This window comes from Salinivibrio sp. ML198, from assembly GCF_001996015.1.
Classification (GTDB): domain Bacteria; phylum Pseudomonadota; class Gammaproteobacteria; order Enterobacterales; family Vibrionaceae; genus Salinivibrio; species Salinivibrio siamensis.
Genome location: NZ_MUEZ01000015.1, coordinates 58,261 through 83,807 on the forward strand (window position 1 = coordinate 58,261; position 25,547 = coordinate 83,807).

The window sequence follows — 25,547 nt, forward strand, 5'->3', positions numbered from 1 at the left end:
CCAGTTCTCGATTAGCCGCGTGGGTGATGAGTTTGATGCAGCTGTTTTAAGCGTTCAGTCGCCACATGGGTATAGATTTGGGTCGTCGATAGGTCACTGTGTCCGAGTAACATCTGCACCACGCGTAAATCGGCCCCATGATTGAGCAAGTGGGTCGCAAACGCATGACGTAAAACATGGGGCGAGAGATCCTCTGTCTCAATCCCCGCCAGTTGCGCATAGTACTTGATGCGATGCCAAAAGGTTTGCCGTGTCATTTGACGGGCGCGTTTGCTTGGGAAAAACACATCGGTACTGGTTTCACCCAGCAATACCGGGCGACTATACGCCAAATAGTGCTCGAGCCAATCCACGGCCGACTCTCCCATCGGGACCAAACGTTCTTTGTCACCTTTACCGGACACCCGCACCACACCTTGGCGCAAGCTCACATTCTCCATCGTCAGCCCGATAAGCTCTGTCACACGTAAACCCGTCGCATATAACAACTCCAACATGGCTTTATCTCTAAGCTCAAGGGGGTCGTCGGTATTCGGTGCCATTAGTAGTGCATCGATTTGCTCTTCCGTCAGATCTTTCGGCAGCCGCTTGGGCTGCTTCGGACTGATTAGGGTGGCACTGGGATCGTCGGGACGCAACTTCTGTCGATACAAGTATTGGAATAGGCGACGTAACGCCGACACCATACGGCTGCGAGTGCTAGACTGGTAGCCCTGCTCATGTAGCCAGTATTGGTAATCTTGTAATTCTTGCTTGCTCACCGCCACCAACGCGCGGGTGTCGAGCCAATGGCACAGCTTCAATAAATCTGTGCGATACGAATTCAACGTGTTTTCGGAAAGCCCACGCTCCATCCACATTGCATCCAAAAACTGCTCGATGCGTTCAATGTTATTCGTCACCTTCAACCCACTTGGTTATTAATCGAAAAACCCGCCCATCATCTGGGTAACGGACAGCGGCTATTATACAAAATGTCACCGTCAGTTGCTGGATCATATTGCCGGTGAGCAGGTAAACTGCGCCCATTACACACAAACGAGTCGCGCTATGAAAATCGGTCTTTTTTATGGTTCTACCACCTGCTATACCGAAATGGCCGCGGAGAAAATCCGTGACTTTATCGGTGATGATTTGGTCGAGCTACATAATGTCAAAGAAACACCGCTAGCCAAAATGGCAGATTACGACTTGCTGCTACTTGGGATCTCAACGTGGGATTTTGGTGAGCTACAAGAAGATTGGGAAGCGGTTTGGCAAGACATTGATAGTCTCCAACTAAACGGCAAAGTCATAGCCCTGTTTGGCTTGGGCGACCAAGAAGGATACGCCGAATGGTATTTGGATGCCATGGGCATGCTCCACCAGCAACTACAAGGCTGTGGCGCACAGTTTATTGGTTACTGGTCCACCGAAGGTTATCGTTTTGATGCCTCAAAAGCGGTGACCGAGGATGGCAAGCAATTTGTCGGTCTCGCCCTTGATGAAGACTCCGAGTACGAACTCAGTGACGAGCGGATTCAAAACTGGTGCGAGCAAGTGCTACTCGAGTATCAAGCCTTACTTTGAGCCTATCCCGGCTCGCGCTGGCCAATTAATGAGACAAAAAAACCGCGCCTCTCAGCGCGGTTTTTGTTCGCTATCATGCAGCGGTCGACATCACGATGCGTCTGCTAACGCATTCGCCCGTGATCCAGCAAACTTTGCCACGCCCATAGCCACCAATGTAGGTAGCAGCCAAGCCATACCGACATCGAATAGCGGTAGGAAGCTAAAGCCGCTCATGTCAGCGCCCATGACTTTTGCCGCATCGAGCAAGCTAAAGAGCAATGCCACGCCCAACACAAGGCGATAACCCACAGCCGGATTTGGCAACCAGCGACGAATAAACGTCAAACCAATCAGCGCAATCGCGACAGGATAAAGGGCAAACAGCACAGGGACAGAAATCGCAATCAGCTGCTTGAGACCCACATTGGCCACCACCGCACAGACAGTAGCCACGACGACCACCCAACGACGGTACGTCCATGATGTGAGCGAACTAAAGTAATCAGCACACGCACTCACCAACCCAATCACGGTCGTCAAACACGCTAAACCGATAATCGCCGCCAGGATCATTTGTCCAACCGGGCCAAACAGTGCATCCACGTAGGCGGCCATGATTTCGCCACCATTTTGCGTTCCCTGCGCCACCGCGCTAGCGGTTGAGCCCAAGTAGAACAGCGACACGTACACAAACGCCAGTCCAGCGGCGGCAATAATACCGGCATAAATCAGGTACATGCAGGTCGCTTTGTTGTCTTCGATACCTTTTTTACGGATCACATCGACAATCAACATGCCGAACATTAACGCCGCAAAGGTATCCATAGTGTTGTAACCTTCCAAAAAGCCAGTCGTCAGTGCGTTTTCAACATAGTTACCTTGCGCGGCCACCACTTCGCCTTGTGGATTAACAATCACCGCGATAGCCAAAATCGCGAGCGCCGCGAAAAGCAAAGGTGTCAAGAATTTACCGATGGTATCAATCAGCTTGCCTTGAGAAAGAGAGAAAAACATCGCGACGGCAAAAAAGACCACAGAGAAAGCGCCCAATTCTAGCTGCCCAGGAGCTGATAAAAAGGGTTTAAAACCAATCTCATAGGCGACAAGTCCGGCACGAGGCGCAGCAAAGGCGGGGCCAATAATGATAAAAATCAGCACGGCCATTAGTGTGGCAACACCTGTGGGTAAGTCACGCGTTAGGCCCTTCCAGCCTCCGCCTGCCACCGCAACCGCAATGATACCGATTAAAGGAAGACCGACGGCAGTGATCAAAAATCCGATCATTGCAGCCGTAAAGTGATCACCGGCCAACATGCCAGCTTGTGGGGGAAAGATTATATTTCCTGCGCCTAAGAAAAAGGCAAAGGTCATAAAACCTAACGCTAAAATATCTACTAATTTTAAACGCTTAGTCACGATGTATACCTACAGCTTAAGAGGGTGTTTGCAATCAATAATGTTTCACCCATCTGAAACGCTCAATTATAATATTTTGTTTCAGACGATGGGCAGAACGCAGAATAATGAAGAAGTTCATAGCCACAGTAAAGGCATTGACAAAAAACCTTGTGATCTTCTGCGTTAGCAATAACAATCAGCTCAATAAACTAGCTATTATGTTATCTGTGGTATTTTTTAACAAACAAACTCGATAACATCATGGTTACACAAAAGCAAAAAATGCTACCCCTTGATGCCGCTAAGTTGCCAGAGTGCAGGACAAATGAGCCAGTTTCGCTTTAAACAATTTGTTATCGACCACGGTGACTGTGGCATGAAAGTCAGTACGGATGGTGTACTACTGGGCGCGTGGTCTCAGCCTGGGACGGCGAGTAATAGCTTGGATATCGGAACGGGAACCGGTTTATTGGCATTGATGTTGGCACAACGTTTTCCATCCTTGTCGCTGACTGCGGTTGAGTATGATACGGCCGCGTTTCGCTGCGCCGAGCTAAATGTGAAACACTCATGCTTTGCTCGGCAAATCCAAGTACACCACGCTGATATCAACGCTTTTGAGCGCACGGAACAATGGCAACACATTGTTTGTAATCCGCCATACTTTACCAGTGGCGCCCCGTCCAGCAATCAACAGCGCGCGGTCGCTAGGCATGCAAATACCCTGAGCCATCCCGCACTTATCGCGTGCTTGCAAGGATTACTCACCCCGGCGGGCTGTGCCGATCTTATCTTGCCCAGTAAAGAGGCAGACGCGTTTATTCATTCTGCTCAGGGACAAGGCCTGTTCTTACGCCGGCAGCTATCCGTGCGCCCGACGCCGGATAAATCGCCTTCGCGCTTATTATTCACACTCTCGCCAACGACGGGCGCAGTCAGATCTGATACGATCGTGGTGCGCGAGAGAGATGGCGCTTATACGCAGGCATTCGCGGATCTGACACGCGCGTTTTACCTCAAACTCTCGTAATCCAAACCGAGCAGCGTCTCGCTATCATTGGCCTTGGGCGCGCTGCCCATTTACACTATTTGCGTCTATAATACCGCGCTTAACTATCCTTGGAGAATTACCTGTGCGAAGCTTTGCCGAACTCGAGCTGGATCCAGAACTGCTCAGTGCACTTGACGATATGGGCTATCAGCGCCCTACGCTGATCCAATCTGAGGTTATCCCCCACGGTATGGATGGACGTGACATCCTTGCCTCCGCCCCAACGGGAACCGGCAAAACGGCGGCTTTTTTGCTGCCCATGTTGCAGCACTTACTCGACTTCCCGCGGCAAAAACCCGGGCCAGGACGCGTACTGGTTCTCACCCCCACGCGTGAATTAGCCATTCAGGTGGCTGATGAAGCGCGCGCATTAGCGAAAAATACCAGTCTTAAGATCTTCACCATCACCGGGGGCATTTCATACCAAGAGCACGCCGAGCAGTTGGGTAAAACACAGGATATTGTGGTGGCAACGCCTGGCCGTTTGATGGAGTACATTGAAGCCGAACGGTTCGATTGTCGCGCCGTTGAATGCCTGATCTTAGATGAGGCAGACCGGATGCTGGATATGGGGTTTGCGAATGCCGTCAATCGACTCTCTGATGAGTGCCAGCGCCGCCGTCAGACCATGCTCTTCTCCGCCACATTAGAAGGCCGCGGGGTAGCAGGCTTTACCGATAATTTGTTGGACAACCCTGAGTTGGTTGATGTCACACCACCACGCCGCGAGCGTAAAAAAATCACCCAGTGGTACCATCGCTGCGATGATCTTGACCATAAACGCGCCTTATTAAAGGCGATTGTTAGCGAACAGGCTGAACGAGCGATTGTGTTTATTAAAACACGTGAGCGCTTGGCGGAGCTTCGTGATTATATGCAGTCACAACAACTGGATTGCGCCTGGATCCAAGGTGAAATGCAACAAGCGAAGCGTAACAATGCGATCAACCGGTTTAGTGAAGGAAAAGTCAGTGTACTGCTGGCCACTGATGTTGCGGCACGCGGCATTGATGTCCCAGATATCACCCATGTGATCAACTATGATCTCCCACGCACGGCTGACGTCTATTTACACCGTATTGGTCGCACGGCTCGTGCGGGCAAAAAAGGCTCTGCCATTTCACTGGTCGAAGCCCATGATCAACCAATGATGGATAGGATCATGCGCTATATGGATGAAGAGATTAAAGAGCGAACCATTGCTAGCTTGAAGCCAAAACATAAAAAAGCAGAGCATAAGAAGAAAAAAAAGAAGCAAAGCGTTAAAAACTCGAGCAAAGTCAAAAAGCCCAAAAAACGCAAATAGAACTAGACATCTATCAGCCTCACTGACTGGCTGATATATAAGGAATTACTCAAGGAGGCCCGAAAAGGCCTCCTTTTTTTCGCTATCGACGTCCATTTTGTTGAGCACAAAACGATCAGATTCACACATCGCGCAATGCAATGACACAAAATATTAACAATTGCGCTGCAAATCAGTTTAAGATGCTAATCGCGATAACAACAAAACATGATGCAAACACAGTAGAAGGAACTCACTATGCAATCGTTTGTCGATTTCTTAAATAGCATCATATGGAGCCCGGTTCTGATTTACACCTGTTTGGGTGCGGGACTGTTCTATTCCATACTGACGCGCTTTGTTCAAATCCGTCACTTCACCGAAATGTGGCGACTCCTCTTTTCAGGGAAAAGCTCAACCAAAGGGATTTCTTCTTTCCAAGCCTTAGCAGTCTCACTCTCCGGCCGTGTCGGTACGGGTAATATTGCCGGCGTCGCCGCCGCTATCGGGTTTGGTGGCCCAGGCGCGGTCTTCTGGATGTGGGTCGTTGCTTTTCTCGGGGCGGCAACCGCCTATACCGAGTCAACATTGGCACAGATTTATAAAGAAGAAGACAATGGTGAGTTCCGTGGTGGCCCAGCTTACTACATCGAAAAAGCGATGGGACAAAAATGGTATGCCATCCTCTTCGCTCTCGCGACCTTACTCGCCTGTGGTGTCATGCTACCTGGCGTGCAATCTAACGCCATCGGTAATGCCGTTGAAACCGCATTTGGCTCTGGCGCCATGGTTGATACCGCCATGTTTGGTGCGCTTGAAGTCTCGAAAGTGATTACCGGTGCCTTTATCTCTATCGTGCTCGGATTCATCATTTTCGGTGGTGTTAAACGTATTGCCCACTTTACGCAGATCGTCGTGCCTTTCATGGCGCTGGCGTACATCATTATTGCGTTTGTCATCATCCTATTGAACATCAGTGAAATTCCCGCCGTGGTTTCTATGATCATCGGCGATGCCTTCACACCGATGGCAGGTGCGGGTGCAGCCATTGGTTGGGGGGTAAAACGTGGTGTTTACTCCAACGAAGCGGGTCAAGGTACAGGTCCACACGCGGCGGCGGCTGCCAACGTGGATCACCCGGCTCAGCAAGGCCTGGTTCAATCCTTCTCGGTTTACATCGATACCTTGCTAGTTTGCTCGGCAACCGCGTTTATGATCATCATCACCGGTGCTTACAACGTCCATGGTCCAGGTGAAGCCTATATCGTGCAAAACTTGGCCTCTTCTGTCGCGGCAAACAGCCCTGAGTTTACTCAGCTGGCGATTGAAGCGGCGATGCCTGGCTTAGGTAAACCCTTTATCGCCTTTGCACTCTTCTTCTTCGCCTTTACCACCATTTTGGCCTACTACTACATTGCCGAAACCAACATTGCTTACCTGCGTCGCACTATCAAGGTGCCAGGTATGATGTTTGCGCTGAAAGTGGTGCTGATGTCCGCCGTGTTCTACGGCTGTGTGCGGAGTGCGAACTTGGCATGGGCGTTTGGTGATGCCGGTGTGGGTTTGATGGCATGGTTAAACATTGTTGGCATCATCATCATCTTCTTTATGTCTAAGCCAGCCCTTAAGGCGCTGAAAGATTATGAAGAGCAACAGGCCAGAGGGGTAGAAACCTACACCTTTGATCCGGTTAAGCTTGGCATCAAAAATGCCGATTACTGGGAACAACGTCTGGCGCGCCGTAATGGCAAGCAAGAAAGTGAAACCACCGATGCCGATGGCAAACCTATCAATCCAACGGCATAAGATTCAAACAGCGAATCAATGGTAAAAAAGGGCGCATCAGCGCCCTTTTTTGATCGTGTTGGCCAACGACGCTACTAGTCATCAAGGCGGAAAATAATATCGACTTGATCACGCACCTGCATGGTTGCATCTTGGTAGCTCGCCGCGACATCCGCGCTGCCGCTGCGCAGTTCGGCATTCATCATCACAGGACGTGGGTTGCTGGATCGATAGCGAATTTGCCAGACGCCATCGACACGCATATCCAGGCTTTTCGCGAGCTCCTCGGCTTTCTCTTTGGCGTCTTGTACCGCTGCCTCACGGGCCTTGTCTTTCAAGGTGGCCTGCTCACTGCTGGTGAGCTGTACATGGCGAATACGGTTGATCCCCTCGCCTAAGGCACCATCTAGCACCGCATTCAATTTATCGAGCTGATTGAGTGTCACAGTAACGTGGCGTTCCGCACGGTAGCCAATCAGCTCAGGCGCTTTGTCTTTGGCGTGTTGATAACGCGGTGACAGCTGAATATGCGCACTCTCGATTTGTTCGCGCTTTACCCCTTGTGCCGACAGCCGATTGATAAACGCCGTGACCGCTTTGTCGGATGCGGCTTTCGCAGCTTTCGCCGTTTTACGCTCAGTGACCACGCCCACTTCAATGCTCGCCATGTCTGGCGCAGCGGTCACTTCCCCGACACCGGTAATGTCCAAGTGAGGAAAATCAATATTGGCCATCGCGGCGGGTGCCATCACTAAGGCCCCCGTCAGCCATACCATTGCTTTCAATTTTTGCATAATCTCTCCTTTGAGAAGGCAAGCGATAGATAGTAAGTAACGCTAGGTCAGACGCGAAAAAACACCAAAAGCTCCCCTATCAACGTCAATTTTGTGTCAATATTGAACCAGTGCTTGTTTCGCCGCTTGCTGACAAGCATGGGTAATCGCCGCTAACACACCACTTTCCATCGCCCAAAAATGCCAGTACAAATGCCGTGACTCCACTTTCCCCGGCATCACATCCACCAAGCGCCCGTCCGCTAACTGCGCTGACACCATAATCCGTGGGATCAAACAATACGCCATACTTTGCGATGCCATGGCCACAAATGCCTCCGAAGAGCGGACAATATGTCGGCGCCACCCCGCTGCGGGCATGGCATAATGAGCCGCTAGAAAATCCGCATGCATATCGTCATGTGCATCAAAAATCACTGCCGGCGCGGCCATTAACGCCTCTCTATCAATCCCATCAGAAAAGTATCGCTGAGCAAACGCTGGGGTAGCCACACAACTGTAGTCCATGGTACCCAAGTAACGACAATCACAGCCATGCATCGGCGTGGAGTCAGTGCTGATCGCCGCAATCGCTTCACCGCTGCGCATTTTATTGAGCGTACGGCTTTCATCTTCAACCAATAAATTAAAGTCAATCGCTTGATGGGCGGTCAGTGGCGCGAGGGCCGAAAGTAGCCAAGTCGCTAAACTATCCGCGTTGGTGGCAATGGAGACCGACAAGACTGACCCATCAATACCTGGTGCCAGCTCAGGCAAGGTTTCTTGCTCCAACAGTTGCACGCGTCGATAAAGACCCAGTAGACGCTGACCGATCGGCGTTGGCCGCGGAGGTTGCTCACGCACCATTACAGGCTGGGCGATTTGCCGCTCTAACTGCTTTATACGTTGAGAGACCGCAGATTGAGTAATGAACAGGGCCGCCGCCGCGCGTTCAAAGCTTCCCCAAGAGATCACCGCATCTAACGCTTCTACTCCTCGATAATCCATCCTTGCGCCTCATTAGTTAAATTAATTAACCATAAATATAATTAAGTTCCTTTAATAGGCAATCCTGCTTAAAGTGAGGGTTATACCAGTAAAAAGAAGGAAGAACAGGGTGAGCAGCTTTCTCGTCGCACTTCAGGGCTTAGGATTAAGCCTAACCATGATTATTCCCATTGGTGCTCAGAATGCCTATGTGATTAACCAAGGTATCAGCCGTGAACACCATATGACCACAGCATCGATCTGCTTTATTTGCGATATTATTTTGATTTCAAGTGGTATTTTTGGCGGAGGGGCATTGTTAGCAAGCTATCCACTTCTGCTCAACACCATTACGCTCGCGGGGATCGCTTTTTTGAGTGTGTATGCGTGGCAGTTTATCCAAAGCGCACGTCAGCACAACCAAGACGTGTCAATGGCGACACCCACCATGAGTCGAGGCCGCCGCGCGGTGATCATTGGTGCCTTGGCGGTGACCTTACTCAATCCGCATGTGTATCTCGATACCGTGGTAGTGTTAGGGGCAATTGGTGGCCAATTTGCGTTCGATGAACGCGTTGCCTTTACTGTCGGCGCCCTAATGGGATCGTGCCTTTGGTTTTACGGTTTATCAGCAGGGGCCGCGCACTTGTCGCCGTGGCTCTCCACGCCCTCTATCCGGCGACTGCTCGACCTACTCATGGCGAGTATGATGTTATTCGTGGCCGGTAAGCTCGCACTTGGCCTGTACGCACGTTTACTGGCGGGTTAAAAAACAGGGATGCGGCCACGCTGCCGCATCCATAATGACGGTCGCCCGCCGTGAGGTTACGCTTGGCTCTCGCCGCGCTCGAAGTGAACACTCATTTGCGGGAACGGAATTTCAATACCATTTTCGTCTAGTGCTTCTTTGATGGTTGGCAACAGCTCAAAGTAAACACTCCAGTAGTCTTCTGTTTTCACCCAAGGGCGCACCACAAAATTGACCGATGAGTCGGCTAACGTCATCACCGCCACATTGGGCTCAGGGTCTTTCAGAATCAAGGGGTGTTGAGTGACGATATTGGTTAGCACCGATTTGGTTTTCTTCAAATCCGCGCTGTACGCTACGCCAATCGTCAAGTCAATGCGGCGTGTCGCGTGCTTGGAATAGTTAGTGATTGGACTACTGATCACGGACCCATTAGGAACCACCACCATTTTGTTGTCAGGGGTCGTGAGCACCGTAGAGAACACTTGAATGGACTCAACAGAGCCAGCGACTCCGGCCAATTCGACGTAATCGCCCGATTTGAACGGACGGAACATCACAATCAACACCCCGGCAGCAAAGTTGGCCAACGAGCCTTGTAAGGCAAGACCCACGGCTAAACCTGCGGCACCTAAGATGGCAATCACAGACGCCGTTTGCACACCCACGCGGCTTAATGCTGCAATTAAAACAATGACAAACAGTAAGTAACGCACCAAACCATGGATAAACTCCACCACCGCGTTATCCATGTTGCGCTTGCGCATGACACCCGCCATGGAGTTAGCTAAACCTTTAACCACAAGGTTACCAATCACCAAGATCAGTAGCGCGGAAATAATGTTCACCCCGTACTGCGTCAACAGATCTTGGTTATCCATCAGCCAAGTCTGGGCCCATTTAGCGCCCTCTACCACTGTGTTTTCCTCACTCATTCACTTTCCCTCTTCAAGTTGGGATAAACGGTAACCCTATGTTAACAGCCTTTTACTGGTCGCTGTCTATCTCAATTACGCAAAATGTCTACCCAATGAGACGTGTCGCTATCACGCAGATATAAAAAAACCCGCCAAGCGGCGGGCTTTAATTCAACACTGTTGTGACGTTTACAGTACGTCAATCGCGTTGAGGTCTTTGAAAGCTTGCTCCAAGCGCGCAACCATCGACTCTTGACCTTTACGTAGCCAAACGCGTGGGTCATAGAATTTTTTGTTAGGCTGATCATCACCTTTCGGGTTACCGATTTGGCTTTGCAGGTAGCCTTCGTTGTCTTGGTAATACTGACGAATACCATCCCATGTAGCCCATTGGGTATCGGTATCGATGTTCATTTTGATCACACCGTAACCAATGGATTCTTGAATTTGCTCTTCTGAAGAACCCGAACCACCATGGAACACGAAGTTCAGACCATTGGTCGGCAGACCAAATTTCTCTGAACAGTAAGCCTGTGATTCACGAAGAATTTCTGGCTTAAGTACCACGTTACCTGGCTTATAAACACCGTGAACGTTACCGAATGAAGCGGCAATGGTAAAACGAGGGCTTACAGCAGACAGTTTTTCGTACGCGTAAGCCACTTCTTCTGGTTTGGTGTAAAGGTCAGCCGTATCAACATCGCTGTTGTCCACGCCGTCTTCTTCACCACCAGTGATACCCAGTTCGATTTCTAGCGTCATGCCCATTTTGTCCATGCGCGCTAGGTATTCGGCACAGATTTCCATGTTCTCTTCTAGAGACTCTTCAGACAGGTCAATCATGTGAGAAGAGAAAAGCGGTTTACCGTGCTCTTTGAAGAAGGCTTCGCCAGCGTCAAGTAGACCATCAATCCAAGGCAGTAGTTTTTTCGCAGCGTGGTCAGTGTGCATGATCACCGGCACACCGTAGACTTCAGCCATGGCGTGAACGTACTTCGCACCGGCAACAGCGCCTTTAATTTGCGCTTCTTGGCCTTCTAGTTTCAGACCTTTGCCCGGGAAGAAACCCGCACCACCGTTAGAGAACTGAATAACCACTGGCGCTCTTACTTTCGCCGCGGCTTCCATCACTGCGTTGATTGAGTCAGTGTTAACCACGTTGACTGCAGGCAATGCAAACTTGTTCTCTTTGGCAACTTCAAATACTTTCTGAACGTCATCGCCAAAGATAACGCCAGGTTTTACAAAATCAAAAACTTTAGACATGGCTCTTGTCCTATTAACTCGGGTTGTCTTTGCTGAACTGAGTAAAGATGCCTGAAGCACCCTTATCAATCTGGTGCAATCGTTTACGACTCGGCCTATTGTAGTCAAACGAAAGCAAAAACGGGAGATGTCCCTCCCGTTTTATTATCTGGTTTATGCGTCTTTGGCGCGTGCTTCCAGCATTTCTACCGCTGGAAGAGGCTTGCCTTCAACAAACTCTAGGAACGCGCCGCCACCGGTTGAGATGTAAGACACGTCAGCTTGGATGCCAAACTTGTCAATCGCCGCGAGGGTATCGCCGCCACCTGCAACAGAGAAGCCTTCAGACTCCGCGATCGCTTTTGAAATGCCTGCTGTGCCCGCTTCAAAGTTCTTAAACTCAAAGACGCCAACAGGGCCATTCCACAGAATGGTTTTGGCATTTTTCAAAATGTCTGCCAATGCCTGGGTTGATTCAGGACCAAGGTCGAAAATCATGTCGTCGTCTTGCACATCTTCAACGCGCTTGATCTCTGCTTCCGCGTTTTCATCAAACGCTTTCGCACACGCAACGTCGGTCGCGACAGGAATATGGCACTCTTCCATTAAAGATTTCGCCGTATCTACTAAGTCCGCCTCATACAGCGACTTACCGACATTGTGGCCGTCAGCTGCGATAAAGGTGTTTGCAATACCACCGCCCACAACCAGCTGGTCAGCAACGGTTGACAGTGACTTCAGCACCGTCAGTTTGGTAGACACTTTTGACCCACCCACAATGGCAACCATTGGGCGAGCAGGGTTGTCCATCGCTTTGCCTAACGCATCCAGCTCATTGGCCAGCAGTGGACCGGCGCAAGCTACAGGCGCATGCGTGCCCACACCATGGGTTGACGCTTGCGCACGGTGCGCGGTGCCGAATGCATCCATCACGAAGATATCACACAGCGCTGCATACTTTTTAGAGAGCGCTTCGTCGTTCTTCTTTTCGCCTTTATTAAAGCGCACGTTCTCAAGCACCACCAGCTCACCGGCATTAAGCTCAAGACCGTCTAGATAGTCTTTAGCGAGGCTGACCTTACAATCCAGCGCATCATCAAGGTAGTTCACTACCGGTTGCAGTGAATACTGATCTTCAGGCTGACCTTCTTCAGGACGACCTAGGTGAGAGGTCACCATGACTTTTGCACCGGCTTCTAAGCAGTGCTTAATCGTAGGCAGTGATGCCAAAATACGTGCGTCAGAGGTCACTTTACCGTCTTTTACAGGCACGTTCAGATCAGCACGGATAAACACACGCTTTCCGGCAAGATCTAAGTCGGTCATCTTAATTACAGACATATGGTCCTCGCTATAAGGTTGCAAATTGAAACTGATTTAATCAGGGCAACACCCCACCCACGCTTGCGTCTATTACGCCATGGCAAGTGTGGTATCTAACATTCGGTTGGCAAAACCCCACTCGTTATCGCACCAAACCAGCGTTTTAATCAGCTGGTGATCACTGACTCGTGTTTGCGATCCATCAACAATGGCGCTGTGTGAGTCGTGGTTAAAGTCGATCGATACCAAGGGCGCTTCGGTATAATCCAGTATACCGTCTAATGTACATCGAGATGCCGTCTGCAGAGCTTGATTTACGTCATTAACTTTCACTTTAGTACGTACAGTGACACTTAAATCCATCGCTGTCACGTTTATCGTCGGTACTCGCACCGAGATCGCTTCAAATTTGTCAGAAAATTTCGGAAAAATCCTACCAATTCCAACATGGAGTTTGGTATCCACCGGGATGATCGATTGGCTTGCGGTGCGCGTTCGGCGCAGATCTGAGTGATACGCATCAATCACCTGCTGGTCATTCATTGAAGAGTGAATGGTAGTGATAGTGCCGGACTCAATTCCAAAGTGTTCGTCCAAGGCTTTGATCACTGGGACGATACAATTGGTGGTGCATGAGCCATTAGAGACAATACGATCATCCGCGGTTAACGCATCATGGTTGACCCCGTAAATAACGGTACGGTCAACATCTTGGCTGGCGGGATGTGAAAACAAGACTTTTTTAGCACCTGCAGCAATATGAGCCTCACCGTCTTCTCGTGTGCCAAACTTGCCCGTGCAGTCCAAGACAATATCAACATCAAGGTCACGCCAAGGTAAAAGCTGCAGTTCCGGTAAGTGAAGCAGGCGAATGCTGTCGGTGGCGACAAACAAATGTTCTTGGTTATAGGAAACCGGCCAGCCGAACCGACCATGGCTTGAGTCATATTGCAGCAGATGCGCCATCGCCTCGGGCTCTGCGAGCTCATTAATCGCGACCACTTGAATGCGATCGTGCTTGCCACTTTCATACAGGGCCCGCAATACACTGCGCCCTATACGACCAAATCCATTAATTGCGACTCTTAATGCCATGTCCATCGGTGCTCGTTTAACGATGCCCCATAGTGTATCTCAAGCACGTAAAAGACGCACGTGTTGTGTGACTCTTCTCACGATACCTGGGAGTAAAATGCGGAAAAAAACGCCCGCCTGGTGATAGTCCGAGACGGGCGTGGCAGTGTTAGGAGTGTGGCAGTCTATGAAGTAACAACACGCCTTTTATCAATGACTAGAAGCTAACATTTAGTCCTAACCAATATCGACGTTCATCACTGATATAACCGTAGTCTTCATACTCCCGGGTTTTATCCAATAAGTTATAAACCGCGCCTTGCAGTTCAATGGCATCGCTGAGCTGATAGTTCATCCCAGCATCCACCAAGGTGTAACTTGGCTCTATATTGCTGCGAGAAGATGGACCTGTCACAGGATCCATTTCTTCGCCACGATAGGTCACACTCACCCAAGGATTCAGCCTTTCCGTGGCTTGCCAATTGACTTCACCATACGCGAGCTGCTGGGGAATTTGCGTTAAAGGCTGCCCCTTATAATCACCGGTTTTTTGCTCTGAATCGGTATAGGTATAGCTGGCACTCACATCGAGCGTCTCCGTGACTGGCACGAATAGGCTCGCTTCAACCCCTTGAGTGACCGCTTCGTCAACATTAATCCGATAGGTTGGATCTGAGCCAAATTGATTAGGGCCATCCGTACACACCGAGGTTGGGCAAGTCACTCGGGTGATCTTATCTTCAAAGTCATTATGGAATGCGGTTAACGAGCCACTGATCCCCGAATCGCCTTGGTAGTTGATACTGACTTCTGAGTTAACAGAGGTTTCGGGCTCCAGGTCGGGGTTGCCATAGATATTTCCCCCTCGACTCACTTGCGCCCAATTCGGGGCAATTTCGCGCAGTTGCGGTGAACGGAACCCGGTTGCCACGCCTCCTTTCACCACCCAGTCGCTGTTGAGTTGATACACGCCGTACACACGTGGGCTGGCGTGGTAGTCGTAGTTTTCATCATGATCGACACGTAACCCGAGGGTCAGACTAAATGGCTCAATCACACGCCACTCATCTTCGACAAATAAAGCCGCTTGTGTATTGTCAATCTCAGTTTGGCTGGACGCTTTATTAGAGGTAAAGTCCTCCAACTTCGCTTTGTTCACTGAGCCACCGACCGTCAAAGTGTGTGTTTCAAAATCACGAATGAGACGGGTTTTAAACTCGGTGTTCTTAATCGTCATTTCACGACTTTTATTGCGGCTTTGCTCGTACTGTAAGTGTGAATCTGACCAGCCCCACGTCCAATGCCCTTCATGCCCAAGGGCGATTGATTGCCGTCGATATTCATTGTTGCTGTTTTCACATTGGTTGCGTCGACACTGGCTATCATCCGTGGGAACGGTTTTGCCTATGTGGCCATTTCGCTCTTGCGAACTCGCGCCCAAGTCCAAGGTCCACTGTTGAAAATCGCTGGCATCATAAGTCAACGAGGTAGAAAGACTGCGTAAAGATTTGTCCTCGTAACCAGAGAGAATATCGTCTTCTTGGCGTTGAACGTTTTGACCCGATACCGTCATCCCTAGCTTATCGCTTAAGGCGCCAGAAAGGTAAAAATTGGCGCTTTGTTCATCGCCTGATGCGCGTTTTTCTTGAAGTAAGGTGCTTAATTGCACGTTGCCATGCCATTCATGTTGTTCACGACGAGTAATAATATTAATCACCCCACCGATGGCATCTGAGCCATACAAGGTCGACATCGGCCCCCGAATCACCTCGATACGCTCAATCGCTTGAAGGGGGGGCAACCAGCCTTGTTCAATACCCGGGCCATCGCTATTCGGACGTGTTTCTCGGCTCGTCATACGCTTTCCGTCCACCAGCATCAAGGTATACTTGGAGCCCATTCCACGAATGCTGATATCCTTGGTGTCACCGCCCCCTGTAACCACGACACCAGGAATACGCTTTAATGCGTCCGTGACATCACGATAATAACGATCTTCAAGTTGGTCACGGCTAATCACACTGATACTCGCTGGCGCCTTTGCCGTGGCTTGTTCAAACCCTGAGGCAGTGATCACCATGGTTTCCGTGTTTTGATCGCCTGCTTCTGCCGCATGAATGGCACTCACAGGCATACCGGCTAATACCATCCCGAGCACAACGGGACGAAGACAACTGGACATAATCAACTCCATTTTGTGATAATAATTATCATTTGTTCATTGAGAATTATTCACATAGATGCACAGACGCCTAGCCCCATAAAGGGAACATCTCGTTCCATTTATAGAACGAGATGATTTCTCTCCTTCTGGACAGCCGACGTGACGTCTTACTGGCGTTAAAAGGACAGTTATGCAGGATTTTTCTTCGATCCGTTCGTTTGCGGCTTTGTGTCATCATCAAAGCCTTACCGCTGCCGCCAAGGCATTGGGCCAACCCAAGTCAACGGTGAGTCGTCGCTTGGCTCAACTGGAAGCCGACCTAGGCCAGCCTTTAACGCAAAGACAAGGCAATAGACTGGTCTTAACAAAAGCGGGGGCGATATTTGCGCGATACTGCCATCAAATTCTTGAGTTAGTAGAAAAAAGCGAAGAGGCAATACAAGATTTAAATAATCATCTTCAAGGGGCGATAGAAGTGATTTGCCACCCCGGAATGATGCGCGGCTGGGCGGGTCCATTGATCAGTACTTTTCTCGCTGAGCACCCTCGAGTATCCATCACATTGACGAGTGAAGTCAGCGCACAACGTATTCAGTCGGCCGATCTTATCATCTGGGCAGGAGACATCATGCTGCCGGTCAATTGTCGCTCATATCAGCTCGGCCATTGGCAATATGGTATTTACGCTGCGCCAGACTATGTCAGCCAATATGGCCCGTTTACGCACCCTAGCATGCTCGATGAACACCCTTGGCTCGATGTATTTGCCCTTCGCCGGCAAGGATTGACGCTCTATGACCAAGACAACACCTATCACTTAAGCGCCATGCCTAGCCGCTTTAATTGCGACATGATAGCGATTCAGTTAGATGCCATCGCAGATGGGCAGGGCGTTGGATTGCTGCCGATTTGGAGCGCCACTGGCTATCAACACCATCATCCTGATAGAATCACGCGGTGTTTGCCCCAATGGGCCTCAGCGCCGGTTCCGTTGCGTCTTTACTGCAGCGCTGGCCGTCTTCCTCTGCGTGTCGAATCACTGGTGCACTGGCTGCAAGAAGCGGTTCCCTCACCTTGGTGTTCACTGAATCCGCAGCAAGCATGCCATGAGGTGTAAGCGTGCCTCAGCCAATTTTGCTATACCTTAAAGACACACCCATATGCATCAACTGACTTGCGTTTATCACAATTACGAATAAAATAGACGTCTAGAAGTTAAAACATCTGAGATGATCGGCGATGCCCTTTGTTACGTATCGCCAATCTCCTTGATAACCAATGAGAGTGTCACATGGCGAAGCACCTGTTTACCTCAGAGTCCGTCTCTGAAGGCCATCCTGATAAAATCGCAGATCAGATTTCTGATGCTGTTTTGGATGCCATCCTTGAGCAAGACCCCAAAGCACGCGTTGCCTGCGAAACCTATGTTAAAACTGGCATGGTAATGGTAGGCGGGGAAGTGACGACCTCGGCATGGGTCGATATCGAAGAGCTCACCCGTCAAACCGTTCAAGATATTGGTTATGTCCACTCTGATATGGGCTTTGATGCCAACTCTTGTGCAGTATTGAACACCATTGGTAAACAGTCGCCCGACATTAATCAAGGGGTTGACCGCGCCGATCCGAAAGATCAAGGGGCCGGGGACCAAGGGATCATGTTTGGCTTTGCCACCAACGAAACCAATGTGCTGATGCCTGCCCCCATCACCTATTCACACCGTTTGGTCGAGCGTCAGGCGCAAGTACGTAAAAACGGCACGTTAGACTGGTTACGCCCAGATGCGAAAAGCCAGGTCACCTTTGCGTATGACAACGGTAAAATTGCGGGTATTGATGCCGTCGTGCTCTCAACACAGCATTGCGACAGTATTTCAACCGACGATCTGCGCGAAGCGGTGATGGAAGAAATCATCAAGCCAGTATTGCCGGCCCAATGGCTGACCAAAGACACCAAGTATTTCATTAACCCAACGGGCCGTTTTGTGATTGGCGGACCGATGGGCGATTGTGGTTTAACAGGCCGTAAAATCATTGTCGACACCTATGGCGGTGCAGCCCGTCACGGTGGCGGAGCTTTCTCGGGTAAAGATCCCTCAAAAGTGGATCGCTCTGCCGCGTATGCCGCGCGTTACGTGGCCAAAAACATTGTCGCCGCAGGTCTTGCTGACCGTTGTGAAATCCAGTTGTCTTACGCGATTGGCGTTGCGGAACCCACTTCTATCATGGTGGAGACCTTCGGTACCGAAAAAGTGGCCCCAGAAGTGATCACTAAAGCGGTTCGTGAACACTTCGACTTACGCCCGTATGGTTTGCAGGAAATGCTGGATTTATTACAACCCATCTATAAGCAAACGGCTGCATATGGCCACTTTGGTCGCGACATCTTCCCCTGGGAGAAAACCGACAAAGCAGCGCTATTGCGCGACTTTGCCAAGCTCGGGTAATCTCCACGTACTCATTGCTTGTAAGGGAAGCTTCGGCTTCCCTTTTTGATCGCCACTAGGATCGCCACACTATGTCTTCTGCTTCTGACGCATTCGCCTTTGACAAGACCGCTTGGTCACCTGATGCATTACAGCAAGCGGCTAACACGCGTGTTTACCAGTGTATTGATGCGGCTAATCGTCAATTAGGCACCCAGCTACACTATCCTGCGATTGGCTTCACACTACGGGGTCAATCCGCTGGCACCGCGCACCCCACGCAATGGCGTGTTAGGTTTAACCCGATCCTTTTACAGCAAGCACCAGAGACCTTTTTCGACGAAGTGATCCCTCATGAGGTCTGTCATTTGGTTACCTTTGCGCTATACGGTCGGGTAAAACCACATGGTCCTGAGTGGCGTTCGCTAATGAACCAGGTATTTAATGCCCCTGCCAATACCACCCACCAGCTTGATATCAGTGCCGTGCAAGGCAAAACCTTCGCGTACCAGTGTGAGTGTGGCCCTGTTGCCTTATCCATTCGCCGCCACAATAAAATACAGCGCGGACAAGCCACCTATCGCTGCAACCGCTGTCAACAGCCACTAGTGAGAAACCTTGACGCCTTAGAATAATTTGTTTTTTCACCACTCGACCCCATATTAGTGACAAAGCCTATCGCCCCCGTAGCCATGTTACACTGAGGGCGAGATGACCATGGAAAACGAGCACAATGCGAATTCCTCGAATTTATCACCCAACGCCCTTGCCATCGCAAGGCGATGTGACACTGAGTGGCGAAGCTGCCAACCATCTCGGTCGCGTCCTACGTATGCAACCTGAACAACCGATTTTGCTCTTTGATGGCAGTGGTGCGCAGTTTCCCGCTATGCTGACGGAAGTCAGTAAAAAGCAGGTTGTCGCGACCATTACCGCTTGCGAATCACACAGTGTCGAGTCACCGCTTGACTTTGAACTCGGCCAAGTGATTTCACGTGGTGAGAAAATGGAGTTTACCATTCAAAAATCGGTCGAATTAGGCGTGAATACCATCACTCCCCTTTTATCGGCTCGATGCGGAGTGAAACTCAATGCTGAGCGACTCGAGAAAAAACGCCAACAATGGCAAAAAATCGCGATTGGCGCCTGTGAGCAAAGCGGCCGTAATGTGGTGCCCACCATTAACCCGGTGATCAATCTAGACACATGGTGCCAGCAGGCGTTTGATGGCTTAAAACTGAACCTTCATCCGCGTGCCCCCTACTCTATCAATACGCTACCCGACGCCCCCGACAAGCTACGCTTGCTCATTGGCCCAGAGGGCGGATTGTCTGATGACGAGATTGCAATGACACGCGAACACGGCTTTGAAGAGATCCTACTCGGCCCACGCGTGTTGCGAACAGAAACCGCGGCGCTCACCGCCATCACGGCCCTTCAAGTCCGTTTTGGCGATTTGGGTTAACCGGCAAACAGGAGAAACATGATGAAAATAGGTGTTGTGATGGACCCCATCGAGGCCATCAGTGTGAAAAAAGACTCCACGTTTGCCATGATGCTGGCAGCACAAAAACGCGGCTGGGAAGTGCATTATATCTTGATGGAAGATATGTCAATGCAGCAGGGTGAACCATACGCTCGCACCCACAGTGTGACTGTGATGGATAACCCTGACCATTGGTACCAAATCGACCAAACCCAAACCCTCGCATTGCGAGAATTTGATGCCATATTGATGCGCAAAGATCCGCCGTTTGATACGGAATACATCTACGCAACCTACATGTTAGAGCGGGCTGAGGAAGCGGGTGTATTGATTGTTAACAAGCCGCAAAGTTTGCGTGACTGCAATGAAAAGCTTTATACCGCGTGGTTCCCAGAGCATACGCCGACCACTTTGGTGACCCGTCGTGCCGACGAAATTAAAGCATTCCAAGCCGAACACGGCGATGTGATTTTAAAACCACTCGATGGCATGGGCGGCGCGTCTATCTTTCGAGTCAAACAAGGCGATCCGAACCTGTCGGTGATAATTGAAACCCTGACCGAGCATGGCCAACGTTTTTGCATGGCACAAACTTTCGTCCCTGACATCAGCAACGGTGACAAGCGCATCTTAATTGTTGATGGCGAACCGGTTCCCTACTGTTTAGCCCGTATCCCGGCCGACGGTGAAACGCGCGGTAACTTGGCTGCTGGCGGCCGTGGCGAAGCGCGTCCTTTATCAGAGACTGATTGGACAATCGCACGCGCGATCGCTCCGACATTGAAAGAGAAAGGGCTGATATTCGTAGGGCTCGACGTGATTGGCGACAAGCTAACAGAAATCAACGTCACCAGTCCGACCTGTATTCGCGAGATTGACGCCGCGTATGACATTTCAATTGGTGACATCTTGATGGAGGCAATCGCCAGACGCTGCGCCTAATTTGAGGAGGCGCAGCGCCTCCTTCATTATCTAAAACATCAATCTTCGCGCATACTCAAGGTACGCGCACCAACAGGAGACGGCGATATGGATCTGAAAAATCATTTTTTAATCGCGATGCCCAGTATGGCTGATAGCCGTTTTCAGCATGGTGTCATTTATGTCTGTGAGCATAGCCATGATGGGGCAATGGGACTGATGATTAACCACCCCATTAATTTGTCTGTCGGCAAAATGCTGGATCAAATTGACGTCGAGCGCCAGCTCCCCCTTTCAAGCACCACAGAGAGCTTGTCTCAACCTGTGTTGTTTGGTGGTCCTGTCTCCGAAGACAGAGGCTTTGTGCTGCATCCTGCAACCTGTGAGTATGGCACCAGTATTCCCCTGTCTGATCAGCTATCGGTCACGACCTCAAAAGATATTCTCTCGATTCTCGGCACCGAGCAACAGCCAGAGCAATTTCTGGTCGCGCTGGGCTATGCAGGCTGGGAGCCGGGACAGCTCGAGCAGGAACTGGCCGACAATAGCTGGCTAACACTGGAAGCCGATCCCAAGGTCATTTTTGATACCCCCGTTCACCAACGTTGGCAAAAAGCGCTCGATCAGCTCGGCATTGACGCCGCAAACCTCTCTTCACAAGTAGGACATGCATGAACGCACAAACCATTATTGGATTTGATTACGGCGTCAAAAGCATTGGCGTTGCCATCGGCCAGTCGCTAACTGGCACCGCTCGCCCTTTGTGTGCCTTAAAAGCCCGAGACGGGATCCCAAATTGGGATGACATTGAAGCCATACTCAAAGACTGGCAACCCGATTATCTGGTGGTAGGCTTACCGCTTGATTTACACGGTCAACCTTTAGAGACCATCACGCCAAGGGCAAAGAAGTTTGCCAACCGCCTGCATGGACGTTTCGGCTACCCGGTTGAGCTGCACGATGAACGCCTATCTACCCGTGAAGCGCGTGCGGATCTGTTTTCCCGCGGCGGGTATAAGGCGCTGGGAAAAGGCGCCGTCGACGCCCAATCTGCGGTGGTGATTATCGAAAGCTGGTTTGAGCGTCAATACACAGATTGAGTGGACGTTATCGCCTCCTGCGGCGCAATTACGCCTTGGTTCTCTAGCTGTGCCATCGCTTGCGCCATGGTCTGCATGCCATGCGCGGTGCCGGTTTGCATCATGGAGGTGATTTGCGCCACTCTATCCTCTCGGATCAAGTTACAAATCGCTGACGTCACCGTCATGATTTCATAAGCGGCAACACGCTGACCTTGGACACTTTTGACAAGCTGCTGAGAGATCACCGCCCGCAGTGAAGCAGACAGCATTGAACGTACCAAGGGTTTATCACTGCCCGGAAAAACGTCAATGATACGATCAACACTTTTAGCAGCGCTGACGGTATGCAAGGTCGCAAACACCAAATGCCCGGTTTCTGCCGCGGTTAATGCCAAGCTGATGGTTTCTAAATCACGTAGCTCACCCACCAATATCACATCTGGGTCTTCACGCAGCGCGGATCGCAATGCCTGCTGAAAAGACTGCGTATCACGCTTGACCTCTCGCTGGTTCACCAAGCTTTGCTCGGACGGGTGGATAAACTCAATCGGATCTTCGATTGTCAGAATATGCTTTTGCTGGTGGTGATTTATCTGCGCGATCATGGCCGCCAATGTGGTCGATTTCCCCGAGCCTGTCGGCCCAGTCACTAACACCAATCCTTGGTGTAACAAAGCCAGCTCACTGAAAAGTGGCGGCGCGGATAAATCCTCTAACCTTGGGACAGCCGTTGGCACCACACGAAAAACCGCCGCACAGCCATGTTGCTGATGGAACGCATTAACACGAAAACGCGCCACCGAGGCCAGCTCAAAGGAAAAGTCGATTTCCCATGCATTGTCAAAACTATGCTGCTGCTCAGGACTCATCACCGCCAGTACCAATTGCCGTACAGCTTGGTGGCTAAGCGGTGGCAGACTAAGCTTGCGCATATCGCCATCTACCCGCACCATAGGCGACACCCCCGCAGAAAGATGTAGATCTGACGCGCGATGCTTTACACTAAACGCAAGTAGCTCATTAATATCCATTCATTTTCCTTGCAGAATCAGGTATGTGTCATATTAAGAACAATATTCAACAGGTCAGGGAACAGATAGACCACGCAAGCCAAAAATGCGGTCGACTCGCGGACTCAGTGCAATTAATTGCAGTCAGCAAAACCAAGCCTATCGAGGCGATCGCAGATGCCATCGCCGCGGGACAACAGGCGTTTGGGGAAAACTACGTGCAAGAAGGGGTAGAAAAAATTGACTACTTTGCCCAGCATCATCCCGAAGCACGCATTGAATGGCACTTTATTGGCCCCATTCAGTCCAACAAAACACGGTTGATTGCAGAGCACTTTGACTGGGTGCATTCTGTCGATCGGTTGAAGATTGCTAAACGCCTGAGCGAGCAACGTCCGGCACATTTACCGCCGCTCAATGTCTTGGTACAAGTAAACACCAGTGGCGAGGCATCAAAGTCGGGGTTAACCGTGGATAACGCCATCGCCCTCATTGAAGATATCCGAGCCCTACCCGGCCTGAATATCAGAGGATTAATGTCTATTCCACAGCCTGAGACGGACTATCAGCGACAATGCGCCGCATTTGAACCTTTATCAAATGCGTTTCATGCCCTCCGTGAGCAGACAGAGAGTATCGATACCTTGTCGATGGGCATGAGTGGTGACATGGAAGCGGCGATTGCGTGTGGTAGCACCATGGTACGTGTCGGCACCGCGATTTTTGGCGCGCGAGACAGCCGCTAACGAAGCGGTCGTAATAAACCAATACAATGACGAGAACAACAGGAACGCTTTTCATGGAACATCGCTCCCTTACCTTTATTGGCGCCGGTAATATGGCGCGATCCATCATTGCTGGCCTTGTGAGTGCAGGCTACCCCACCTCTGCGATAACGGCCTCATCACCCAGCGCCCACCCTGGCGATGTGCTGAGTACGGATTATGGCATCCAAACCACCCGTGATAACTTGCATGCCTGCCAAGCGGCAGACGTCATTGTCTTGGCGGTCAAGCCACAATTAATGGCGCAGGTTTTAAGCGATTTATCGGCTGTCGATTGGTCTTCGAAACTGGTGATCTCGATAGCAGCCGGCATCAGTACTCATCGTCTGTGTGAGATGGCAGGTACCACACTCAACCTGATCCGTGTCATGCCGAATACACCGTCTCTTGTCGGCCAAGGAATGAGCGGACTCTATGCGTCTAGCCAGGTAACGGAGGCGGATAAACACTACGCCACCGCATTGATGAAAGCCGTCGGCGAGGTCTGCTGTGTCGATGAGGAAGCAAAAATTAATGGTGTGATTGCGGCTGCAGGCAGCGCACCGGCATACTTCTTTCGCTTTATGGAAGCGATGCATCAAGAAGCTATCCGCCAAGGCTTTAGCGACGAGCAAGCCAGGCAGCTGGTTCAGCAAGCCGCAAAAGGGGCGGCAGAAATGGTGGTAAGTAATACGGACACAACCATTGGCCAATTGCGTGAGCAGGTAACCTCGAAAGGCGGCACAACCGCTGAAGCGTTACGTGTTTTCGACCAGCACCACATTGGCGATATAGTGGCACAGGCCATGCAGGCGGCAGTCAGCCGCGCCAAACAAATGGAACAAGAATTTTAATCACTAAGGCAACGATATGAATGCAATGACCTTTCTGATCAACACCGCGTTTGATCTTTACATCATGGTGGTGCTGCTACGCGTTTGGCTACAATGGGCGCGCGCAGACTTTTACAACCCCTTCTCTCAATTTATCGTCAAAGCGACCCAGCCTGTGGTGGGCCCGTTGCGTCGTATGATCCCGGCACTCGGTGGTTTGGATCTGGCAACGGTACTGTTTGCTTACCTGCTCATGGTGGCGAAATTTGTGGTACTGGATCTAGTCGCCGGCAACCCCTTTGCAATGAGTTCAGGCATGTTCCTCTTCTCTGCCATTGCCTTACTGAAAGCCGCGGGTAAGTTGCTGTTCTGGGTGCTGATCCTGCGTGCCATTTTGAGTTGGGTCAGCCAAGGCAACAATCCAGTAGAGTATGTTTTTCATCAACTTACTGAGCCGGTATGTGCGCCAGTACGCCGTATTATTCCACCCATCGGTGGGCTCGATCTCAGTATTCTGGTGATCTTTATCGCGCTCCAATTTATCAATATGCTTATCGGCGATTTTATCGGCCCGATTTGGTATGCACTGTAAGCGAATCGCCACGCGCTAAGTCACCCTCGACTTATCGCCACGGGGTGCACCGCTTACGGAATCTCACGGGTGCCAACGATGTACGGTGGATCGTACTTAGGCACCCGTACGTATTGATAGCGAACCTCACTTC

General features: G+C 50.6%; 25 protein-coding genes. 15 read left to right on the top strand and 10 right to left on the bottom strand.

Annotated elements, in window-relative coordinates; all coding sequences use genetic code 11:
* Positions 1 to 11 precede the first annotated feature (11 nt).
* Complete coding sequence (xerD, locus tag BZG25_RS11605; protein ID WP_077639112.1) at positions 12 to 902, bottom strand: site-specific tyrosine recombinase XerD; 891 nt, start codon at positions 900 to 902, stop codon at positions 12 to 14.
* Positions 903 to 1,050: 148 nt separating this feature from the next.
* Between xerD and fldB the strand changes: the two genes are divergently transcribed.
* Positions 1,051 to 1,569 (top strand): flavodoxin FldB, encoded by a 519-nt coding sequence (gene fldB / locus BZG25_RS11610; protein WP_046075079.1) that lies wholly within the window; start codon positions 1,051 to 1,053, stop codon positions 1,567 to 1,569.
* A gap of 90 nt (positions 1,570 to 1,659) precedes the next feature.
* On the opposite strand, the gene brnQ is transcribed toward fldB, so the two are convergent.
* On the bottom strand, positions 1,660 to 2,967 hold the full coding sequence (gene brnQ / locus BZG25_RS11615; protein WP_077639113.1) for a branched-chain amino acid transport system II carrier protein: 1,308 nt from the start codon (positions 2,965 to 2,967) through the stop codon (positions 1,660 to 1,662).
* A 307-nt stretch (positions 2,968 to 3,274) separates the two neighbouring features.
* On the opposite strand from brnQ, the gene BZG25_RS11620 reads away from it, so the two are divergent.
* The 3 genes from BZG25_RS11620 to BZG25_RS11630 all read left to right on the top strand — a co-directional run bounded on the left by BZG25_RS11620 (position 3,275) and on the right by BZG25_RS11630 (position 7,091).
* Positions 3,275 to 3,979, top strand: coding sequence for a tRNA1(Val) (adenine(37)-N6)-methyltransferase (locus tag BZG25_RS11620; protein ID WP_158010259.1), 705 nt, complete (start codon positions 3,275 to 3,277; stop codon positions 3,977 to 3,979).
* 103 nt (positions 3,980 to 4,082) lie between these two features.
* Positions 4,083 to 5,306, top strand: coding sequence for an ATP-dependent RNA helicase SrmB (gene srmB, locus BZG25_RS11625; RefSeq protein WP_046075077.1), 1,224 nt, complete (start codon positions 4,083 to 4,085; stop codon positions 5,304 to 5,306).
* 237 nt (positions 5,307 to 5,543) lie between these two features.
* Positions 5,544 to 7,091 (top strand): sodium:alanine symporter family protein, encoded by a 1,548-nt coding sequence (locus tag BZG25_RS11630; protein WP_077459005.1) that lies wholly within the window; start codon positions 5,544 to 5,546, stop codon positions 7,089 to 7,091.
* 74 nt (positions 7,092 to 7,165) lie between these two features.
* Here BZG25_RS11630 and BZG25_RS11635 read toward each other — a convergent pair whose 3' ends face one another.
* A complete protein-coding gene (locus BZG25_RS11635) occupies positions 7,166 to 7,864 on the bottom strand; it encodes an oxidative stress defense protein (protein ID WP_241828713.1) in 699 nt (232 codons plus the stop codon).
* Between the two features lie 96 nt (positions 7,865 to 7,960).
* Positions 7,961 to 8,851, bottom strand: coding sequence for a LysR family transcriptional regulator ArgP (locus BZG25_RS11640; protein WP_077459003.1), 891 nt, complete (start codon positions 8,849 to 8,851; stop codon positions 7,961 to 7,963).
* Positions 8,852 to 9,008: 157 nt separating this feature from the next.
* Between BZG25_RS11640 and BZG25_RS11645 the strand changes: the two genes are divergently transcribed.
* Positions 9,009 to 9,599 carry a LysE/ArgO family amino acid transporter gene (locus tag BZG25_RS11645; protein WP_077578347.1) on the top strand — a complete coding sequence of 197 codons (591 nt, stop codon included), beginning with the start codon at positions 9,009 to 9,011 and terminating at the stop codon, positions 9,597 to 9,599.
* Between the two features lie 56 nt (positions 9,600 to 9,655).
* On the opposite strand, the gene mscS is transcribed toward BZG25_RS11645, so the two are convergent.
* The 5 genes from mscS to BZG25_RS11670 all read right to left on the bottom strand — a co-directional run bounded on the left by mscS (position 9,656) and on the right by BZG25_RS11670 (position 16,319).
* Complete coding sequence (gene mscS, locus BZG25_RS11650; RefSeq protein WP_077578292.1) at positions 9,656 to 10,513, bottom strand: small-conductance mechanosensitive channel MscS; 858 nt, start codon at positions 10,511 to 10,513, stop codon at positions 9,656 to 9,658.
* A gap of 171 nt (positions 10,514 to 10,684) precedes the next feature.
* The gene (gene fbaA / locus BZG25_RS11655) at positions 10,685 to 11,761 is read right to left on the bottom strand and encodes a class II fructose-bisphosphate aldolase (RefSeq protein WP_077578291.1); all 1,077 of its coding nucleotides are present in this window, start codon (positions 11,759 to 11,761) and stop codon (positions 10,685 to 10,687) included.
* Positions 11,762 to 11,914: 153 nt separating this feature from the next.
* Positions 11,915 to 13,081 carry a phosphoglycerate kinase gene (locus BZG25_RS11660; RefSeq protein ID WP_046075071.1) on the bottom strand — a complete coding sequence of 389 codons (1,167 nt, stop codon included), beginning with the start codon at positions 13,079 to 13,081 and terminating at the stop codon, positions 11,915 to 11,917.
* 72 nt (positions 13,082 to 13,153) lie between these two features.
* Positions 13,154 to 14,158 (bottom strand): erythrose-4-phosphate dehydrogenase, encoded by a 1,005-nt coding sequence (gene epd / locus BZG25_RS11665; protein WP_077578346.1) that lies wholly within the window; start codon positions 14,156 to 14,158, stop codon positions 13,154 to 13,156.
* A gap of 196 nt (positions 14,159 to 14,354) precedes the next feature.
* Complete coding sequence (locus BZG25_RS11670) at positions 14,355 to 16,319, bottom strand: ligand-gated channel protein (protein ID WP_101494517.1); 1,965 nt, start codon at positions 16,317 to 16,319, stop codon at positions 14,355 to 14,357.
* A 172-nt stretch (positions 16,320 to 16,491) separates the two neighbouring features.
* On the opposite strand from BZG25_RS11670, the gene BZG25_RS11675 reads away from it, so the two are divergent.
* The 7 genes from BZG25_RS11675 to ruvX all read left to right on the top strand — a co-directional run bounded on the left by BZG25_RS11675 (position 16,492) and on the right by ruvX (position 22,233).
* A complete protein-coding gene (locus BZG25_RS11675) occupies positions 16,492 to 17,418 on the top strand; it encodes a LysR family transcriptional regulator (RefSeq protein ID WP_077578290.1) in 927 nt (308 codons plus the stop codon).
* Positions 17,419 to 17,592: 174 nt separating this feature from the next.
* On the top strand, positions 17,593 to 18,747 hold the full coding sequence (gene metK, locus BZG25_RS11680) for a methionine adenosyltransferase (protein WP_046075069.1): 1,155 nt from the start codon (positions 17,593 to 17,595) through the stop codon (positions 18,745 to 18,747).
* A 71-nt stretch (positions 18,748 to 18,818) separates the two neighbouring features.
* Positions 18,819 to 19,361: a SprT family zinc-dependent metalloprotease gene (locus tag BZG25_RS11685; protein ID WP_077578289.1), complete on the top strand. Its 543-nt coding sequence runs from the start codon at positions 18,819 to 18,821 to the stop codon at positions 19,359 to 19,361.
* A gap of 98 nt (positions 19,362 to 19,459) precedes the next feature.
* Complete coding sequence (rsmE, locus tag BZG25_RS11690; protein WP_046075067.1) at positions 19,460 to 20,191, top strand: 16S rRNA (uracil(1498)-N(3))-methyltransferase; 732 nt, start codon at positions 19,460 to 19,462, stop codon at positions 20,189 to 20,191.
* A gap of 18 nt (positions 20,192 to 20,209) precedes the next feature.
* Entirely contained in the window at positions 20,210 to 21,154 is a 945-nt protein-coding gene (gene gshB / locus BZG25_RS11695; protein WP_046075066.1) for a glutathione synthase, read from the top strand.
* Between the two features lie 87 nt (positions 21,155 to 21,241).
* Positions 21,242 to 21,808: a YqgE/AlgH family protein gene (locus BZG25_RS11700; protein WP_046075065.1), complete on the top strand. Its 567-nt coding sequence runs from the start codon at positions 21,242 to 21,244 to the stop codon at positions 21,806 to 21,808.
* Entirely contained in the window at positions 21,805 to 22,233 is a 429-nt protein-coding gene (gene ruvX / locus BZG25_RS11705; protein ID WP_046075064.1) for a Holliday junction resolvase RuvX, read from the top strand. Before BZG25_RS11700 ends, ruvX begins: the two co-directional genes overlap by 4 nt.
* On the opposite strand, the gene BZG25_RS11710 is transcribed toward ruvX, so the two are convergent.
* The gene (locus tag BZG25_RS11710) at positions 22,218 to 23,246 is read right to left on the bottom strand and encodes a type IV pilus twitching motility protein PilT (RefSeq protein ID WP_077578288.1); all 1,029 of its coding nucleotides are present in this window, start codon (positions 23,244 to 23,246) and stop codon (positions 22,218 to 22,220) included. The two genes, ruvX and BZG25_RS11710, sit on opposite strands and share 16 nt — an antisense overlap.
* Before the next feature lie 23 nt (positions 23,247 to 23,269).
* On the opposite strand from BZG25_RS11710, the gene BZG25_RS11715 reads away from it, so the two are divergent.
* From BZG25_RS11715 to BZG25_RS11725, 3 genes are read left to right on the top strand one after another with little or no spacing between them, the layout of a single operon-like run.
* Entirely contained in the window at positions 23,270 to 23,971 is a 702-nt protein-coding gene (locus BZG25_RS11715; protein WP_077578287.1) for a YggS family pyridoxal phosphate-dependent enzyme, read from the top strand.
* Positions 23,972 to 24,024: 53 nt separating this feature from the next.
* The gene (gene proC, locus BZG25_RS11720; RefSeq protein ID WP_046075061.1) at positions 24,025 to 24,843 is read left to right on the top strand and encodes a pyrroline-5-carboxylate reductase; all 819 of its coding nucleotides are present in this window, start codon (positions 24,025 to 24,027) and stop codon (positions 24,841 to 24,843) included.
* Between the two features lie 16 nt (positions 24,844 to 24,859).
* The gene (locus BZG25_RS11725) at positions 24,860 to 25,414 is read left to right on the top strand and encodes a YggT family protein (RefSeq protein ID WP_046075060.1); all 555 of its coding nucleotides are present in this window, start codon (positions 24,860 to 24,862) and stop codon (positions 25,412 to 25,414) included.
* Positions 25,415 to 25,547: the final 133 nt, after the last annotated feature.